We start from the raw sequence: 18,222 nt of genomic DNA, 5'->3' as shown, positions 1-18,222 counted from the left end.
TTTCATGGTCCAGACTATCATAGTCTCTGGGCCACTCAGCGGGGGGCAGATCAATGCTTGAATTCGATCGAGCCACGGCTTCGAGCCGGGTCCTTTAGAAGACCTTGAAGCGCTCGATTGTGCTCCGCCTTGCTGAAGGACCGTCTAGTCAGCTCTGCAGTTAGCATCGCGAAGTAATCTGCGACGATCAGGTCGATTTCCAGGTCAGTCCACGCTTCCGCCATGGGCGCTTGCTATCCAGTTTGCCGCGAGCTGACCAGGGCTCGGATCAGGTTCTCATTCATAGGCAGTCGGCGATGAGTTGATCTCGGGTTCCGGCATCTCTGCGATGTCTTGCACACCTTCTTGTCCGGCGTGCGCACCGACCTCCGTCGCCCGCTCTTCAATCTCCTTTGCGAAGATGTCGAGCATACTGGAACCTGCTGGCATTGCTGCGACCTCCTCGACCGCTGCGGGCAGTTCGCGCAGCAACCGCGCCGTCACCTGTTCCACCCGCTGCACCGTCCCCCGCGCTGCCAGGCCGGCGGCTTCGGCCATGCGCCGCCAGTGGCGGCCGTAGATGTGGCGGCCGCGGCGCTGCCCCCCGATCGCCTGGGCGTGGTTCTGGGTGATGTTGGCCCACGCGAGGCCCGACATGAGATCATACAGCGGGGCTAGCTGTGGCGCGCCCGGGCCGAGCAGGATCGAGTAGTTCTTGGCGTGCGAGTCGACGTTGCCGATCGCGATGTTGAAGATCACGGCGTCGAGTAGCCGGGTGATGTCGCGCGCAGTCATATGTTGGCGGACGAGGGCGAACATGTCGGCGACCGAGGGGCCGCGAACGCCGGTGCCGTTGAACTCGTATTTGGCTGCAGGCGGACGACCGAGGGCCTGGCAAAAGTCCTCCTGATGCAGGCGGCGGACATTGGTGCCGGTGCCGATCCGGTCGTAGCGATCGACCAACAGATAGCTGCGCTTCCCCGCAACGCCGGTCGTAACCGGCGCGACATTGAGACCGATCCTGCGAGCGAGAACCATGCACAGCGCCTCATTCTGGACGCTGCCGGGCAGGCGTGGATTGTCGGGCTTGAGGATATGGGTGGATAGCACGCCGTTGATCGGCACCGCAATCTGGCCGTCGATGACAGCCACCGGCAGCTTTTCCTGCGCGCCGGCGAGGCTCATCGAGACGCCGTCCTCGCCGACCAGGAATGGCCGCGCTGGCAGTTCCTCGATGATCCGCTGCAGTGCGTCGGCATCCGGGATCGAGCGATAGCCGGGCTCGCCGCGCGGCTGTTGCGGAGCGATGCTGAGCGCGCCCGCCAGATCGTTGCCGGTCTGCGCGATCAGGCCGAGCGCGTCCTCCGGCGCAGCGCCGAGCGCGCGAGTCATGGCGCGCAGCGGTTCGCCCTCCGGCAGGAGGTTCATCAGCCAGGGAAGGACCTGTTCCCCGTCATACGGCTCCGGCCGGTTCGGCATTGCCAGCGAGACCGGGAAGCTGTCTGGGGAAGACAGCCATGCTTCGTCATACGCGAGGCGGGTCGCCCGTGCATCGGCACTGATCTTGGCGACCAGGCGGTTCTCGTAGTGGACGGGAAGTTCCAACGTCAGGCCTGCGGACTGCCGGTGGCGGTGAGCCGCAAGCCGACAGCCTTGGCAGCAGCGAGTGCCTTGCCGAGTTGGGCGGTGGGCTTTCCTGCTTCCAGATCGACAATGAAGCGCTCGCCGCTGTTGATTGCGAGCGCCAGCTCCCGCTGGGTAAGGCCAAGGGCCTTGCGGGCCGAGGCGACGGCTGCGCCGAATTGGGTTGCGTTGTCGATCACGTCATTCTTACCGAGCGGGAAGTTCTCATATGTGCCGTAGAGATTCAAGAGCATTTCTTCCCGATCGGGAAGGATGCGCTTTGATATTGACGCTTATCCCAAAATTCTTACCGATCGGTAAGTTGATTGGTGGCATGAGCGGACGTTCCATGCTATCGAGGGGGCGTCGAAGTCAGTGGATCTGTCCATGTCGATCGCAAGCGCTCAGTTCGACTATCACGAAATACTGGCCATGGCGCGGGCGGCCGCTGCATTGGTCGCGCGCTGGGGCTTTCAAGATGAAGCGGCCGAGCGGCTTCTCAACGGCGAAGGTCGGGCTGCAGCGCTGCTCGGCATTCATCGCGCATTGCGATGCATGTTCGTTGATGGCGATAGAGCCGCACGTTGGATCGGTGCACCTAACGAGGCCTTTGATGGGGCCAGCGCGCTCGATCTCATGCTGGCAGATGGCCTCGCAGGTATGCGGCGCGTCGAGGCCTACCTTGATGCGGAAATCGCCTGCTGAACAGATTGGTGACAGATCCTGATCGGTGCCGCAGGATCAACCCGGCAACGCGCTCGCAGCGCCAGATGGCTTGCGGAAGCTGCCTTGCAGCACCTTTGCACCGGACCTTAGCTGGTCGAGATAGTCAGCCCAGCTCTGCATCATCCTGATTCGCTCATCCCAGTGCTCGCCGCGCGCATAGGCGCGGCGGACGTCATCGGTCTCGGCATGGCCGAGCTGGCGCTCGATTGCGTCGGGGTTCCAATGGCCTTGCTCGTTCAACAGCGTGCTGGCCATGGCGCGGAAACCATGGGCGGTCATCGTGGTGCCATCGAACCCCATCCGTCGCAGCGCGAGGTTGATCGTGTTTTCGCACATGGGCCTGTCGCGCTTGCCCTGGGCGGGGAAGAGGAAGCGGCGGTTGCCGGTGATCTCGCGCAGCTCTTCCAGGATGGCGAGGACCTGACGGCTGAGCGGCACGCGGTGCGCGACGCGCATCTTGGTCTTGTCGGCGGCGATGGTCCAGATGTTGCGGGTAAAGTCGAACTCGCTCCATTCAGCCTGCCGCAGTTCGCCCGGGCGGACGAAGACGTAAGGGGCAAGCCGCAGCGCCGCATGGGTAACCGGATAGCCTGAATAGGCATCGATGGCCCGCAGCAGAGCGCCCGCTTCCTTCGGCGTGGTGATGGCGGCGCGGTGCGTCACCTTGGGCACGATCAGCGCGCCGCGCAGGTCTGCCGAAACGTCGCGGTCGGCGCGGCCGGTGGCAATGGCATAGCGGAAGACCTGTCCGCAGGTGCTGCGCAGCCGTCGTGCGGTTTCGTAATGGCCGCGCTTCTCGACCGCACGTAGCACGGCGAGCAGTTCGGGGGCCTTGATCTCACCGATCTTCCGGTCCCCGATGATGGGGTAGGCGAATTCGAGCAACCATGTCAGCTTGCCCACAGTCACATCGGCACGGCCCTCGCGTCGGGCCTTGTCGAGCCATTCTTCCGCCACGGCCTTGAAGCTGTTCACATTGGCGAGCGGCCCGGTGATCTTGTCGATCTTGCGCTTGGCCGCTGGGTTGATTCCCTCGGCGATCTGCTTCTTGATCTCCAGTCGCTTGGCTCGCGCCTCGGCAAGGGTGATGGTCGGATAGACCCCGAGTGCCGCAGTGGCCCGCTTTTCACCGAAACGATAGTCCATCCGCCAGTATCGTTGACCCGCGGCCGTCACCAGCAGGTACAGCCCGCCCCCATCAGAGAGCTTGTAGGGCTTGTCGCGCGGCGCGGCTTTTCGGACGGCCAGATCGGTCAGCATGGTGCCACCTCTGTCGGTTTTGATACCGTCAGATATACCGTCATGTACCGCCAATTTCAACGAATTCGGCCGGATGCCGATGGACGCCAACCTTGTCGCAAGTGGCTGTTTTCTTGGATTTTTCCGGACACTTGCGGAAGTGTCCGGAAAGAAAAATGGTGCCCAGAAGAGGACTCGAACCTCCACGACCTTGCGATCGCCAGCACCTGAAGCTGGTGCGTCTACCAATTCCGCCATCTGGGCACGGGGTAGGCGAGCGCCTCTACGGGGGCGTCCTGGGGCTGTCAACCGGGTTGCCGGGCAAATTCGTGCGGGTGCTCGATTTTTCTCAAACCCGCGTCAGCGTTGCTGCCGGATGCCGAGGACCAGCGCGCCGCCGACCAGCGTGAGTGCGGCGAGCAGCAGCATCACCGGGCCGAAATCGCGCGGCGTCGACAGCGCCCAGGCGAGCGCGGGCCCGATCAGCGCGGGGAGGGTGTTGGTGAGGTTGATCAGGCCGAGATCGCGGCCGCGATTGGCCGCGCTGGGCAGCAACTGCATCGCAAAGCCCGAATGGATCGACAGGAAGACCGATGAGCCCATGGCGTACAGGGCGAAGGCCGACGCGGCGATCGACCAGTCTCGGGCGACCGCCAGCCCGAGCAGGCCGAGCGCTGCTACCCCCGCCGCCGCGAACAGGAAGGGCTTGCGTCGCCCGACCCGATCAGACCAGCGTCCCAGCAGCACCGCCACCGGCAGCGGGAGCAGATAGGCGATCGTCATCAGCTGGCCGATCGGGCCGACCTGCTTGGCCGCGGACACATCCGGATCGATGCTCACGAAATAATAGACGAGGTAGAGCGAGAGGACATTGCCCGCGATCTGCACCAGCAGCCGCGACAGCCACGCCACCGCGAGGTCACGCCCGGCAAGGCGTGGCGGCGTGGCCGAGACAATCGCGGCGGCCTCGACCGACGGCACGCGCAGCAACGGCACTACGCAGAGCAACGCCATGGCAAGGATGAAGGCGAGCTGCGCGCCGTCGCCGGGAAGGGCGAGAGCGATCATGACCGCGCCGACCGCGGACGCCAGCGGCGAGCCCAGTGCGATCAGGCCACCCGCCAGTCCCATCTGCGCGCCCGGCACCTCGTCCGCCATGATCGCGAACAGCGGGGCGAGCAGCGCGTTGACTGCTACCTGAAACAGGATGATCGCGAGGATGATGGCAGCGGGACTCTGCGCGACCGCGACCGCTGCAAACGACAAAGCGAGCAGCACCAGCCCGATGACCACCCAGGAGCGCCGCCCGCCACCGCGCGCGCGCGTCCGGTCGCTGGCCCAGCCAAAGGCGATGTTGGACAGGCTGGCGGCGATGGCCCCCGCGATCACCGTAGCGGTGAATAGGCCGATGCGCGCCTCGCCCGCAATCTCCGCGATCCTGACCGGCAGCAACAGGCTGAGCAGGGGGAGGAAGGCGATCACGCCCCCCGCATTGGCGAGCGCGACCAGCAGGATGAAGCCCATCCCGCGCCGCGCGCCGCCGCCTGTCGCCTGATCGCCCGTCACCCGCTCCACCAGTTCGGGCGCGTTGGCCGCCCGTTTCCCGATGGCTAGGGCTTCATCGTCGCCGCGTCGAGCGTCGTGGTGAGCGTCATCGACCGATCCGTCGCATCGCGGGCGATGGCGACGCGATAGCTGCCCCCCGCGATCCGCCAGCCGGGCAGGCTGGTGTCGTAATCAGCCAGGATGCGCGGCTCGGCGGTCAGCGTCACGCGGCGCGATTCGCCGGGGTTGAGCGTCACGCGCTGGAATCCGGCGAGCCGCATCGGCTTGCCCGATCCGTCGCGGGTCACATAGAGCTGCGGCACGTCCGCGCCGGCACGCTGGCCAGTGTTGGTGACGGTGAAGCTGACGGTCAGCGTCTTGCCCCCGCGCACCTGCGGCTGGGCATAGGCGAAGCTGGTGTAGCTGAGGCCATGGCCGAACGCGAAGAGCGGCTTGTTGCCCTGCCGCTCATACCAGCGATAGCCGACATCGCTGCCCTCCTGATACTTCACGGGGAAGGTCTTGAGGCTAAAATCTCCGCCCGCTGCCGGGTTCGACGCCGCATCGCGCTCAAGCCCGGTAAGCAGGTCGAGGCCGACCGGCGTGGGACGCGGTGCCTGTGCCTCGCGGACGGGGAAGGTGATCGGCAGCCGGCCCGAAGGATTGACCTTGCCGGTCAAGATATTGGCAATCGCCTCGCCGCCGCGCTGGCCGGGGTACCAGGCTTGCAGCACTGCGGGGACTTGCGTGATCCACGGCATCGTCACCGGACCGCCGGTGGTCAGCACGACCACGGTCCTGGGCTGCGCCCGCGACACCGCGCCGATCAGCGCGTCCTGATGATCGGGCAGGCGCAGGTTGGGCACATCATCGGCCTCGGTCGTCCATTGCGTGGCAAAGACGATGACGATGTCGGCCTTGGCGGCGGCCTCCAGCGTCGCGTTCATGTTCCGGCCGTCGGTGAAGTCGACCTGCGCGCCGGGTGCTGCCTTGCGCAGCGCGGCGAGCGGGGAGGAGGCGTGCCAGGTGATCCGCGCGAACGACGCCGAGCCGCCATAAGCGAGCGGAATTTCGATCGGCGCGCCGCCGACCGAGCGCACCTGACTGGAGCCACCGCCGGACAGGACGCCGACATCCGCGCCGCCGCCAATGACAAGGATATTCTTTGCGCTCGCCGCCAGCGGCAGGATGCCGCCGTCATTCTTGAGCAGCACGATGCCCGCCTCCGCGGCGCGCTGCGCGACCTCGGCATTGGCGGCATAGTCGATCGGCTGGGCTCTCGCGGGCGCCGGCGTATCGAACGCGCCGGTCAGGATCAGGCCGGTCAGGTACCGTGCGACCATGTCGTTGAGGCGCGCCATCGGCACATCGCCCTTCTCGACCGCGGCCTTCAATGGCGCGTCGAAGAACATCGCCTTGTCCAGCTCCTGCCCGGATTGCTGGTCGAGCCCGGCATTAGCCGCCTTGGCGGTCGAATGCACGCCGCCCCAATCGCTCATCACCCAGCCGGGATAGTTCCAGTCGCGCTTGAGCACCGTGTTGAGCAGAAAGGCGTTTTCCGACGCCCAATGGCCGTTGACCTTGTTGTACGCGGCCATCACCGATCCGGGCTTGCCCTTCTCGATCGCGATCTGGAAGGCGAGCAGGTCGCTTTCGCGCAGTGCCGCCTCGTCGATCTGCGCGTCGAGCACCATGCGGCCGGTTTCCTGCGCGTTGAGCGCGAAATGCTTGATCGTGGAGACGATGCGGTTCGACTGGACCCCCGCGATATGCGCGCCGGCCAGCTCGCCGGCGAGCAGCGGGTCTTCGCCCAGATATTCGAAATTGCGCCCGCCCCATGGGTCGCGGGTCAGGTTGACGCCGCCCGCGAGCAGGACGTTGAAGCGCTTGGCGCGCGCTTCCGCCCCGATCATCGCGCCGCCGGCGCGGGCGATTTCAGGGTCGAAGCTGGCGGCGGTCGCGAGGCTGGAGGGCAGGGCGGTGGCGACATCGCCCTTGCGCTGCTCGACCTGATTGGCGACGCCGAGCGAGGCATCGCTTTCGCGGACCAGCGGAATGCCGACGCGCGGCACGCCGTCGATATGCCCGGCCGACGGGATCAGCTCTTCCTGCGTCTTGCCCCCGGCCATCGGCGGGAACAGGCCATGGACCAGCAGGATCTTTTCATCGAGGGTCAGCTTCGAGACGATCGCGTCGGCCCGGGCGCGCGCCTGCTTCGCGGAGACGCGTTCGATGGCGCTGGACTTCGGAGCCTGCTGCGCCACGCTGGCACTGGTTGCGACTGCACCGATGGCAGCTGCAGACATGAGTGCAGCGATTAGTTTCGACATCGAACTTCCTCTCCTGGGTCAGGGCGCAGAACATTCTCGTCCCCGCTGTCAAAACCCAGACAGCATAGATTGAGAACGTTAACAATAGCAGATTTGCGCGCTTTCGACCTTGGCATGGCATGATCGACGGCGCTTGACAACGTTGTACAACAGGTTCAAGTGAACGTTCTCAACTTGAGCGCAAATGGTGCGCCGAACGGGGAGGATTGGGAAATGCGTGACCTTAAGGCGCGCGCGCTTTCGCGACTGGTGATCGGCGTTTCGACGCTGGCAATCGCGACCGCGCCGGCATTTGCACAGGAAACAGACGCTGCGGCACCGGCTGACGAGGGCGAGGAAATCGTCGTCACCGGCATCCGCGCCAGCCTTCAGGCGGCGGTGGATATCAAGCGCGACGCGCAGGGCGTGGTCGACGCGATCTCGGCCGAGGATATCGGCAAGTTCCCCGACACCAACCTCGCCGAATCGCTTCAACGCATCACCGGCGTGTCGATCGACCGTTCGAACGGCGAAGGCTCGACCGTGACCGTGCGCGGCTTCGGCCCGGAGTATAACCTCGTCACGCTGAACGGTCGCCAGATGCCGACCTCGACGCTGGGCGATGGCGCCAGCGCGCCGGCTTCGCGCTCGTTCGACTTCGCCAACCTCGCCTCGGAAGGCATTGCGGGCGTCGAGGTCTACAAGACCGGCCGCGCCGCCGTCGCCTCGGGCGGCATTGGTTCGACGATCAACATCAAGACGCCGCGTCCGCTCGATCGCCCGGGCATGCGCGGGTCGGTCTCGGTCAAGGGCGTGCTCGACACGTCGCTGAACGAGGGCAATGAGATCACCCCGGAAGTGTCGGGCGTGTTCAGCACCACCTTCGGTAACGAGGATCAGTTCGGCATCCTCGTCTCGGGCGTGTATCAGAAGCGCAAGGCGAGCGTGAACACCGGCTCGGTCGGGTTCGGCAATTCGTTCCTGGGCAACGAGAATGACTGGGGGACGCTCGGGCCGGAGGGGCCCAACGTCATCAACCGTCCCGGTGCGAACGAAGTCTATGAAGTCCCGCAGAGCGCGGCCTACAACCTCACCGACATCGATCGTGAGCGCATCAACGGCCAGGTCGTGCTGCAGGTTCGTCCGGCGGACTCGCTCACCGCGACGTTCGATTTCACCTATTCGCGCAACCGCGTCGAAGCGCGCGACAGCAGCGTCGGCATCTGGTTCAACTTCGGCGATACCTCGTCCGAATGGACCGACGGCCCCGCGGCGGGCCCGGTCTTCTACACCGAGCGGTTCGGCCCGGGTAAGGACCTGTCGTACAGCGGCTCGCTGACCGCCAACCAGTCGGAGAACAAGTCGTTCGGCGGCAACCTCAAGTGGGAAGCGCCGGGTGGCGTGACCATCACGCTCGACGCGCATCACTCGACCGCGGAATCGAAGCCGACCAATAAATACGGCACTAGCACCTCGGTCGGTTCGGCGGTGTTCGGCGTCGCGTCGCAGACGGTCGACTTCACCAACGAACTGCCCGTCATTTCGGTGGTGATGCAGCCGGGGATCGACGCGCTCAATCCGGCGCTGATCACCGCGACCGGCAACTCGTTCCGCAACGCGTACTTCAAGGACGAGATCAATCAGGTCCAGCTCAATGGTCGCTACGACCATGACGGCGCGTTCCTGGACTCGATCGACTTCGGCTTCTCCTATGTCGAGAACAAGGTGCGCTCGGCCTATGGCTTCGTCCAGAACGATACCTGGGGCGGCCTCGGCACCGCGGCGGATCTGCCCGACGATCTGTTCACCCGCGTCAGCCTGCCCGACAAGTTCCCGGGCCTGACCGGTTCGGACGCCGGCATCATCCCCGCGTATTACCGCTTCGATTTCGAGCGGATGGTGGGCATCCTCAACAGCCGCTTCGGCGTCTGCGGCGGGGACAATGACTGCCTCGCGCCGTACGAAGCCGATCGCCGGATTCAGGAAAAGACGATCTCGCCGTTCGTCCAGGTGAACACCAAGTTCCCGGTCGGCGCAGGGGACGCGCACCTGATCGCGGGTGTCCGCTATGACCAGACCACGATCGCATCGGCATCGCTGACGCCGATCCCGGTCGGCACGTCGTGGAACGCGGCGGGTGAGTTCAACATCAACTATGGCACCGCCAGCGACTTCCTGACCACCAAGGGCAGCTACCAGAACTGGCTCCCCGCGGTCGATTTCGACATCGAGCCGATCGAGAACGTCAAGTTCCGTGCGTCCTACAGCCACACCATCACCCGCGCCGACTATAACAGTCTGCAGGGCGGCCTGACGCTCAACCGTCAGTTCGGCATCGCCGGTGGTGGCGGGCTTCAGGGCAACCCGAACCTGGTGCCGTTCCTGTCGCGCAACATCGACGTGTCGCTGGAGTGGTATTACGCCCCCGCCAGCTACGTGTCGGCCGGCTATTTCCGCAAGAAGGTGAAGAACTTCATCAACTCGCAGGAAGTGGAGCGTTCGGCATTCGACCTGCGCAACCCGGCCGACGGTCCGCGCTTCCGTGCGGCACAGGCGGCGCTGGGCGGCACGACCGACGTGTCGCGCATCCGCGACTATATCCTGCGCAACTTCGGCGGGGTCGAGGTCGCACGCGACGCGATGGGTCAGCCGATCCTCGACGTGAACGGCTATTACACCGGGCGCATCTTCGGCCTGCCCGAGGACGGACTGGTAGAGTTCCGCGTCGGCACGCCGTTCAACTCGGACCAGACGGCGACGCTGTACGGCTTCGAGTTCGCGGTCCAGCATGCCTTCTGGGACACCGGCTTCGGTGCGCAGCTCAACTACACGATCGTCCGTGGCGACGCCGAGTTCGACAATGCCGCCAACCCCAATATCGGCCAGTTCGCACTGGCGGGGCTGAGCGACAGCGCGAACGCGGTCGTCTATTACGACAAGGGCGGGCTGCAGGCGCGTGTCGCGTATAACTGGCGCGACAAATTCTACGCCGGCGGCAACCCGAACCCGACCTATGTCGAAGCCTATGGCCAGTTCGATGCCAGCATGAGCTATGAGTTCATTCCCGGACTCACCGCTTTTGTCGAAGGCATCAACCTGACCGGCGAAGGGCGCCGCGGTCACCGCCGTAACGAGAATATGGTGACCTTCGCCCAGCCCGGCTTCGCCCGCTACATGGGCGGCGTCCGCTTCAACTTCTGACCTCCCCCCCAAGGCCACCCTCGTTCATTCGAGGGTGGCCCTTTTTTTATCGGGGATGCACAAGTCGGAGCGTCACTGAAGCAAACGGAAAACACGGTGGAGCAGGAAAGAGTCCGGATCGTCGTCGTCGGTGGGGGAACCGCCGGATGGCTATCGGCATGCCTGCTTGCCGCGCGTGTGCCCGGCGCATCCATCGCCCTGGTCGAATCCCCCGATGTCGCGACGATCGGGGTGGGTGAGGGCACCTGGCCGACGATGCGCCGCACGCTGCAGGCGATCGGGCTGGACGAGGCGGAGTTCCTGACCGCCTGTGATGCATCGTTCAAACAGGGTTCGCGCTTCATCGGCTGGGCCAGCGGTGCGCCCGACGACAGCTATTTTCACCCGTTCACCCCGCCGGTCGATGCCGACGCGCGCGCGCTCGTGCGGGGTTGGCACGATGCTGCCGGAGATCAGGCGTTCGCGCCCGCCGTATCGGTTCAGCCGCGCATCTGCGACCTCGACCTCGCCCCGCGCCAGCGGGCGATGTCGGGTTATGCCGGTGCGCTCAACTATGCCTATCACCTCGACGCGGCCAAGCTGGCCGCATTGCTGGCGCGGCATGGCGTCGAGAAGCTTGGCGTGCGGCATGTGCGGGCGCATGTCACCGGGGTGGAAGCCGATGCTGAAGGCGGTCTGCGCGCGGTGCTGACGCGCGAACAGGGCGCGCTTGCGGGCGACCTGTTCATCGACTGCACCGGCCATGCCGCACTGCTGATCGACGGGCATTTCGGTGTTCCCTTCGTCGATCGCGGCGACGTGCTGTTCAACGATCGCGCGCTGGCAGTGCAGGTGCCGGTCGATCCCGACAGCCCGATCCGGTCACAGACCGACGCGACTGCGCATGACGCGGGCTGGATCTGGGACATCGGCCTGCCCACCCGGCGCGGCGTGGGCTGCGTCTATGCCTCCGCCTTCATTGACGACGATGCGGCAGCGGCGACGCTCGCCCGCTATCTCGGTCGCGATCCCGCCGATCTCGGCGCCCGCGCGCTGCGCTTCCGCTCCGGCCATCGCGCGGAATTCTGGAAGCGCAATTGCGTCGCGATCGGCCTGTCGGCGGGCTTTCTCGAGCCGCTCGAGGCATCGGCGATCGTCTTGATCGAATTGTCCCTCAACGCGCTGATCGACGGGTTCCCGGCCGACCGCGCAGCGATGGAGATCCAGGCGCGCCGCTTCAACGCGCTGTTCCGCTATCGCTGGGACCGCATCGTTGAGTTTCTCAAGCTCCATTATGTGCTCAGCCGCCGCGACCAGCCCTATTGGCGCGCGCATCGCGACCCGGCCTCGATCCCGGATCGGCTGAGCGAATTGCTCATCTTGTGGCGGCATCAGCCGCCATCGATCGCCGATTTTCCGGCGGTGGACGAAATCTTCCCCGCCGCCAGCTACCAATATGTCCTCTATGGCATGGGCCATGCCGCGCCGCCCCCCGGCCCGGTCGCGGTCGATGCCGATGCGGCGATCCGCGCCATGGCCCAGACGGCGCACCGCGGTCGTGCGCTCGCCGCCAGCCTTCCCACCAACCGCGCCTATCTTGACGCGTTGCGCGCCGCCGCGCCACGCAGGGCGCTGGAGACCCTATGACCGATCATCAGCTGCTGACGCCCGAAGCCCATGCCGATCTGCGCGTCCATCGCGGGCGCGGCGCAGACTTTGGCGATGCGGTGATGTCGTGCGTCACCGTGCCTGATGAGTTCCGGCAGGTGCAGGCGCACTACCCGATCCTGTTCCGCCGCAATATCGAACGCGACGAGGTGGTAGCCGTCGCCCTGTTCGGGTTCGAGGAGGGCGAGAATCTGTTCCTGAGCGGCGATCGCTGGGACGCGGGCTATGTCCCGCTGGCGATCGATATCCAGCCCTTTCTGATCGGCGGAGCGCCCGAAAGCGATGCGGCGAAGCAGGTGTGCGTCGACCTGGCCAGCCCGCGCATCGCTGTCGGCGAAGGCGTCCGCGTGTTCGACGAGGTCGGTCGTCCCAGCCCCTATCTCGAAACCGTCGCCGAACAACTGGGCGCGCTCGACGCCGGGTGGCAGGGGGCTGCCAGCTTCTACGCCGCGCTGCGCCGCCACGACCTGCTCGAACCGCTGACGTTCGAAATCACGCTGGACGATGGCTCGACCCACCGGTTGGTCGGGTTCCACGCGGTCAATGAAGACCGGCTGCGCGCCCTCGACGCCGCGGCGCTGGGCGATCTGCATGGCGAGGGGCATCTGATGCCGCTGTTCATGGCAGTCGCGTCGATTGGCAACATCGCGGCGCTGGTCGACCGCAAGAACCGGCGGATTGCCGATGGCTGAGGCGGACCCCGGCCCGTTGGCAGGCGTGGCGGCAGTGCCCGAGGTCGCGGTGGCCGATGCCGCCGCACTCGATGCGCAGCTGCGCGCTGCGACCGCGCCGTTCGTGGTGCGCGGGCTGGTCAGCGACTGGCCGCTGGTTCAGGCCGGGCTGGAGTCGGGCCGCGCCGCGCGCGACTATCTGCTGCGCCGCCGTCGCGACACGCGCTTCACCGTCTCGGTCGGCCAGCCAGGCAGCGACGGGCGCCTGTTCTACGACGCGGCGATGGGCATGAACTTCCAGGTCGTGCGCGCCAAGCTGCCCGAGATTTTTGCCAAGATCGACGAGACCGAGGGCGATCCCGCCGCCCCGCCCATCTATCTCGCCTCGATCGACGTGCATGATTTCTTTCAGGGGCTGCACGAGGCGAACCATGTCGATCTGGGCGACCGGCAATGCCTGGCCAGTATCTGGATCGGCACGCGCACGCGCATCGCGGCGCATAACGACATGCCGGCGAACCTCGCCTGTGTTGCCGCCGGACGCCGCCGCTTCACGCTGTTCCCGCCGGACCAGTTCCGCAACCTGTATCTCGGTCCGATCGACAACACGCCCGCCGGGCGCGCGGTCAGCATGGTCGATTTCCGCAATCCCGACTTCGCCGCGCATCCGAAGTTTCGTGAGGCGCTGGCGCACGCACAGGTCGTCGAGCTGGAGCCGGGCGACGCGCTGCACATCCCGTCGATGTGGTATCACCATGTCGAGGGGCTGGAGCCGTTCAACATCCTGCTGAACTATTGGTGGCGCGACACCCCCGCCTGGCTCGGGACGCCACAGGATGCGCTCAATCACGCGCTGCTCGCGATCCGCGACCTGCCCCCGGACCAGAAGGCGCATTGGCGCGACCTGTTCGACCATTATGTGTTCGACAATGACGACGCCGTCACCGCGCATATCCCGGAGGGGGGGCGCAGCATCCTCGCGCCGCTGACGCCCGAAACCGCGTCGCGCATCCGAACCTATCTGCTGCGGCAGCTCAGCCGATGAGGACTAGCATGATCAAGCGTATCGTCGTCGCCGGGGGCGGCACCGCCGGGTGGATGGCCGCCGCCGCGCTGGCGCGCACCATGGGCCACACCGTTGCGGTGACCCTCGTCGAATCCGAGGCGATCGGCACCGTCGGTGTCGGCGAGTCCACGATCCCGCCGCTCGTCGTCTACAACCGCCTGCTCGGCATCAACGAGGCCGAGTTCATGCGCGCCACCCAGGCGACGTTCAAGCTCGGCATCCTGTTCGACAATTGGAAGCAGCCGGGCGACCGCTATTTCCACAGCTTTGGCTATACCGGAAAGGACCATTGGGCCGCGGGCTTCCAGCATTACTGGCTGGAGGGCCGCACGCGCGGGCACACCCAGTCCTATGACGATTACTGCCTCGAACTGGTCGCCGCGCTGCAGAGCAAGTTCGCGCAGCTGCCCGACAACAAGGTCAACTACGCCTATCAGCTCGATTCCGGCCTCTACGCCCGCTTCCTGCGCCAGATGGCCGAGGCCGACGGCGTCACGCGGGTCGAGGGCAAGATCGCGCGCGTCGAACTGAACGGCGAAAGCGGCGACATCGCCGCGCTGGAGCTGGACGGCGGGCGCCGGGTCGAGGGCGACCTGTTCCTCGACTGCACCGGGTTTCGCGCGCTGCTGATCGAAGGCGCGCTGCACGCCGGTTACGACGACTGGACCCACTGGCTGCCGTGCGACAGCGCCATAGCATTGCAGACGCCGAATGTGCGTCCGCCAGTGCCCTACACCCGCGCGATGGCGCATGACGCCGGCTGGCAATGGCGCATCCCGCTGCAGCACCGCACCGGCAACGGCATCGTCTATTGCAGCCGCTATCTCGACCATGACGCCGCGCTCGAACGGTTGCTCGGCAATATCGAGGGGGAGCCGCTGACCCCGCCTAACAAGATCCGCTTCCAGACCGGCGCACGGCGCAAGCAATGGCACCGCAACTGCATCGCCATCGGCCTGTCGGGCGGGTTCATGGAGCCGCTCGAATCCACCTCGATCCACCTGATCCAGCGCGCGATCCTGCGCCTGATCCGCATGATGCCGCAGGGCGCGATCAGCCCGCGCGACATCGCCGAATTCAACGACCAGCAGTTCCAGGACATGGAGCAGATCCGCGACTTCCTGATCCTCCACTATAAGGTCACCGACCGCCGCGATTCGCCCTTCTGGCGCCAGTGCGCGGCGATGGACGTGCCGGACAGCTTGCGCCAGAAGATCGAACTGTTCCGCGACACCGCCCGCGTCTTCCGCCGCAACGAGGAACTGTTCGCCGAGAATAGCTGGGTTCAGGTGATGCTGGGGCAGGGGATCGAGCCGCAATCATGGCACCCGATCGCGGGCAAGCTCAACGACGATGAACTCGACCGCCTGCTCGGCATGATCCGTCAGGACGTGACGCGCACCGTCGCGGGCCTTCCCGCCCATGCCGATTATGTCGCGCGCTATTGCGGCGCGGTCGAACCGCGGGCAGCCTGATCCACGCATGGCACGACGCAAGCAGGCAGTGACGATCAAGCATGTCGCAGCGGACGCCGGCGTCTCGCTGCAGACGGTGAGCCGCGTCATCAACAAGGAGCCTAACGTCCGGCCCGAGATGATGGAACGCGTGCAGGCGTCGATCGCCAAGCTCGGCTATGTCCCATCGATCGCGGCGCAGCGGATGAGCGGATCGCGCTCCTACCTCATCATGGCGCTCAACGATCGCGAACGCACGATCGAGGGGTGGAAATCGCGCGAAGGCACCGACTGGGTCGATCAGATGCTGCTGGGCGGCATGCTGACCTGCGCCGAACATGGCTATCGCCTGATCGTCGAGCTGGTCGACACGCATAGCGACCATATCGAGCGCGAGCTGTCCGCCGCGATCGCCGCGCTCCAGCCCGACGGCGTGCTGCTGACCCCACCGCACTCGGCCAATGCGGAGATCATCGCGCTGCTCGACGCCGCCGGCATCGACATGGCCCGGATCGGTTCGCTCGCGCCGGGGCCGGGGTTCCGGCTGACCATGGGCGACGACCTGGCGGCAGCGATGGCGACGCGGCACCTGATCGAGCTGGGTCACAGGCGGATCGGCTTCATCGCCGGGTCGCTGGAATATGAACTGAGCGGCTGGCGGGTCGATGGTTGGCGCGCGGCGATGGACGAGGCGGGGCTGTCGACCGAGGGGATGCTGGCGCAGGGCGATTTCAGCATCGAATCCGGCCGCTTGTGTGCCCCGCAGCTGATCGACGCCGGCGCCACCGCGGTCATCGCCAGCAACGATCAGATGGCGATGGCGACGCTGGAGGTCGCGCGGGCGCGCGGTCTGGCGGTGCCCGGCGATTTGTCGATCGTTAGCTTTGACGACACGCCGGTGGTCCGCTTCGCCCTCCCGCCGTTGACCGCGATCGAACAGCCGATTGCGGCGGTCACCGCACGCGCGGTCGAACTGATCATCGGCGCGCGCTCCTGTCGCGCAGCGTTGGACACGCCGGTCGTCGTCGCGCCGTCGCTGACCGTGCGTCAATCGACTGCGCCGCCGCGATCCTGATGGGGGCTGAGATCGGTCCGTAACGGATCGAACCTCCGCTCCGGCACAGCGAAGCAGCGATACCATCGCCCGGCCGCATGGCGCGGCGGGGGCGCCGATGACCGTTGCCAACTCCCTGTTCTACGGGGATAATCTCGATGTCCTGCGGGCGCATTTCCCGGACGGGTGCGTCGACCTCGTCTATCTCGACCCGCCGTTCAACTCGCGCGCCAACTACAACCTCCTGTTCCGCTCGCCCGAGGGGAGCGAGGCGGATGCCCAGGTCGAGGCATTCAAGGACAGCTGGCACTGGAACGACGCGGCGGCGGACGCCTTCGATCAGGTGATGCGGAGCGGCCACAGCAAGGCGTTCGACCTGCTCGCCGCCTTTCGCAGCGCGCTCGGCACCAACGACATGATGGCCTATCTCGCGATGATGGCGATCCGCCTGATCGAGCTGCACCGCGTGCTCAAGGCTGAGGGCAGCCTCTATCTCCACTGCGACCCGACCGCGAGCCACTATCTCAAACTGCTGCTCGACGCGGTGTTCGGGGCGGAGCGGTTCCGCAACGAGATCACGTGGAAACGCACCGCCGCGCACAGCGATGGCGGCCGCTATGGGCGCAACACCGACACGATCCTGTTCTATGCAAAGGGCGCAAAGCCGCGCTGGAACCCGCTCTTCACCCCCTATGACGCCGATTATGCCGCGCGCTTCCGCAACCGCGACCCCGATGGGCGGCGCTGGATGGACGACAATCTGACCGCCAAGGGGCTGTCGGGCGGCGGCTATCATTATGCCTATAAGGGCGTGAGCTCATATTGGCGCATGCCGGTCGAGACGATGGAGCGGCTGGACCGGGAGGGGCGGCTGCACTTCACCCGCACCGGCGGCATCCGGCTCAAACGCTATCTGGACGAAGCGCGCGGATCCCCGGTGCAGGCGCTGTGGACCGACATCCCTGCACTCAATTCACAGGCGCAGGAGCGATTGGGTTACCCCACGCAAAAGCCGATCGCGCTGCTCGAGCGGATCATCGCCGCATCGTCCGACCCCGGCGATCTGGTGCTCGACCCCTTCTGCGGCTGTGGCACCGCGGTGCATGCCGCGGAAAAGCTCGGGAGGCGCTGGGCGGGGATCGACATCACCCACCTTGCAATCGGGCTGATCGAAAAGCGCATGCGCGATGCCTTTCCCGGCGTAGCGCTGCGGGTCGAGGGGACGCCCCGCGACTGCGCCTCCGCCGCCGATCTCGCGCGGCGCGACCGCTTCCAGTTCCAATGGTGGGCGCTGTCGATGATCGATGCCGTGCCCTACGGTGGACGGCGCAAGGGCGCGGATGGCGGCATCGACGGCATCATCTATTTCCGCGCCGAAGGGCGTGAGACGGCCCGCGCCTTGGTCTCGGTCAAAAGCGGCGAGCGCGTCGGCGTGGTCCGCGACCTCCACTCGGCAATGGAACGCGAACGCGCCCCGATCGGCGTGATCCTCACCCGCTGTCCCCCCTCCGCCCCGATGCTGCGCGAAGCGGCGGCGGTGGGGCGGTTCCATAGCGAGGCGACGGGGCGGAGCTATGCGCGGATGCAGATTTTGACGGTCGATGAACTGTTCCGCGGGCGGCGGCCGGACATTCCGCTGGTGGACCATGCCGCGGCGTTTCGGACTGCGCCGCGCGAGCGGGTGGGCGGGGAGCAGGCGGTATTGATT

Annotated in this window: 13 protein-coding genes and 1 tRNA gene; 8 read left to right on the top strand and 6 right to left on the bottom strand. The window is 66.1% G+C overall.

The window, feature by feature from the left end; all coding sequences use genetic code 11:
- Nucleotides 1-276: 276 nt before the first annotated feature.
- Nucleotides 277-1,584: a type II toxin-antitoxin system HipA family toxin gene (locus tag AX681_RS18060; RefSeq protein WP_066662639.1), complete on the bottom strand. Its 1,308-nt coding sequence runs from the start codon at nucleotides 1,582-1,584 to the stop codon at nucleotides 277-279.
- A 2-nt stretch (nucleotides 1,585-1,586) separates the two neighbouring features.
- Nucleotides 1,587-1,850 carry a helix-turn-helix domain-containing protein gene (locus tag AX681_RS18055; protein ID WP_443026142.1) on the bottom strand — a complete coding sequence of 88 codons (264 nt, stop codon included), beginning with the start codon at nucleotides 1,848-1,850 and terminating at the stop codon, nucleotides 1,587-1,589.
- 139 nt (nucleotides 1,851-1,989) lie between these two features.
- Here AX681_RS18055 and AX681_RS18050 point away from each other — a divergent pair, with 139 nt between their 5' ends.
- Entirely contained in the window at nucleotides 1,990-2,307 is a 318-nt protein-coding gene (locus AX681_RS18050) for an MbcA/ParS/Xre antitoxin family protein (RefSeq protein WP_066662648.1), read from the top strand.
- Nucleotides 2,308-2,343: 36 nt separating this feature from the next.
- On the opposite strand, the gene AX681_RS18045 is transcribed toward AX681_RS18050, so the two are convergent.
- From AX681_RS18045 to AX681_RS18030, 4 genes are all read right to left on the bottom strand, one after another.
- The gene (locus AX681_RS18045) at nucleotides 2,344-3,588 is read right to left on the bottom strand and encodes a tyrosine-type recombinase/integrase (RefSeq protein ID WP_066662651.1); all 1,245 of its coding nucleotides are present in this window, start codon (nucleotides 3,586-3,588) and stop codon (nucleotides 2,344-2,346) included.
- A 156-nt stretch (nucleotides 3,589-3,744) separates the two neighbouring features.
- Nucleotides 3,745-3,831: transfer RNA gene (locus tag AX681_RS18040), tRNA-Leu, on the bottom strand.
- A 96-nt stretch (nucleotides 3,832-3,927) separates the two neighbouring features.
- Nucleotides 3,928-5,133, bottom strand: a complete 1,206-nt coding sequence (locus AX681_RS18035) for an MFS transporter (protein WP_231733801.1) — start codon at nucleotides 5,131-5,133, stop codon at nucleotides 3,928-3,930.
- 44 nt (nucleotides 5,134-5,177) lie between these two features.
- On the bottom strand, nucleotides 5,178-7,442 hold the full coding sequence (locus tag AX681_RS18030; RefSeq protein ID WP_066662652.1) for a beta-glucosidase: 2,265 nt from the start codon (nucleotides 7,440-7,442) through the stop codon (nucleotides 5,178-5,180).
- 213 nt (nucleotides 7,443-7,655) lie between these two features.
- Between AX681_RS18030 and AX681_RS18025 the strand changes: the two genes are divergently transcribed.
- The 7 genes from AX681_RS18025 to AX681_RS17995 form a co-directional block, all read left to right on the top strand.
- Nucleotides 7,656-10,622, top strand: coding sequence for a TonB-dependent receptor (locus AX681_RS18025; RefSeq protein WP_066662655.1), 2,967 nt, complete (start codon nucleotides 7,656-7,658; stop codon nucleotides 10,620-10,622).
- A 96-nt stretch (nucleotides 10,623-10,718) separates the two neighbouring features.
- Nucleotides 10,719-12,248, top strand: coding sequence for a tryptophan halogenase family protein (locus tag AX681_RS18020; RefSeq protein WP_066662665.1), 1,530 nt, complete (start codon nucleotides 10,719-10,721; stop codon nucleotides 12,246-12,248).
- Complete coding sequence (locus AX681_RS18015; RefSeq protein WP_066662676.1) at nucleotides 12,245-12,961, top strand: SapC family protein; 717 nt, start codon at nucleotides 12,245-12,247, stop codon at nucleotides 12,959-12,961. The genes AX681_RS18020 and AX681_RS18015 overlap by 4 nt, the downstream gene beginning before the upstream one ends.
- A complete protein-coding gene (locus AX681_RS18010) occupies nucleotides 12,954-13,985 on the top strand; it encodes a cupin-like domain-containing protein (RefSeq protein ID WP_066662677.1) in 1,032 nt (343 codons plus the stop codon). Before AX681_RS18015 ends, AX681_RS18010 begins: the two co-directional genes overlap by 8 nt.
- Before the next feature lie 8 nt (nucleotides 13,986-13,993).
- A complete protein-coding gene (locus tag AX681_RS18005; protein WP_066662678.1) occupies nucleotides 13,994-15,481 on the top strand; it encodes a tryptophan halogenase family protein in 1,488 nt (495 codons plus the stop codon).
- 7 nt (nucleotides 15,482-15,488) lie between these two features.
- The gene (locus AX681_RS18000) at nucleotides 15,489-16,535 is read left to right on the top strand and encodes a LacI family DNA-binding transcriptional regulator (protein WP_066662679.1); all 1,047 of its coding nucleotides are present in this window, start codon (nucleotides 15,489-15,491) and stop codon (nucleotides 16,533-16,535) included.
- 97 nt (nucleotides 16,536-16,632) lie between these two features.
- Nucleotides 16,633-18,222 (top strand): DNA methyltransferase (locus tag AX681_RS17995; RefSeq protein WP_066658546.1); only part of this gene is annotated, 1,590 nt, incomplete at its 3' end.

It is taken from the genome of Sphingomonas sp. CCH9-E2 (assembly GCF_001557215.1).
Classification (GTDB): domain Bacteria; phylum Pseudomonadota; class Alphaproteobacteria; order Sphingomonadales; family Sphingomonadaceae; genus Sphingomonas.
Note: the sequence above shows the minus strand (reverse complement) of the source record. Positions and strands in the feature narration are given on the sequence as shown.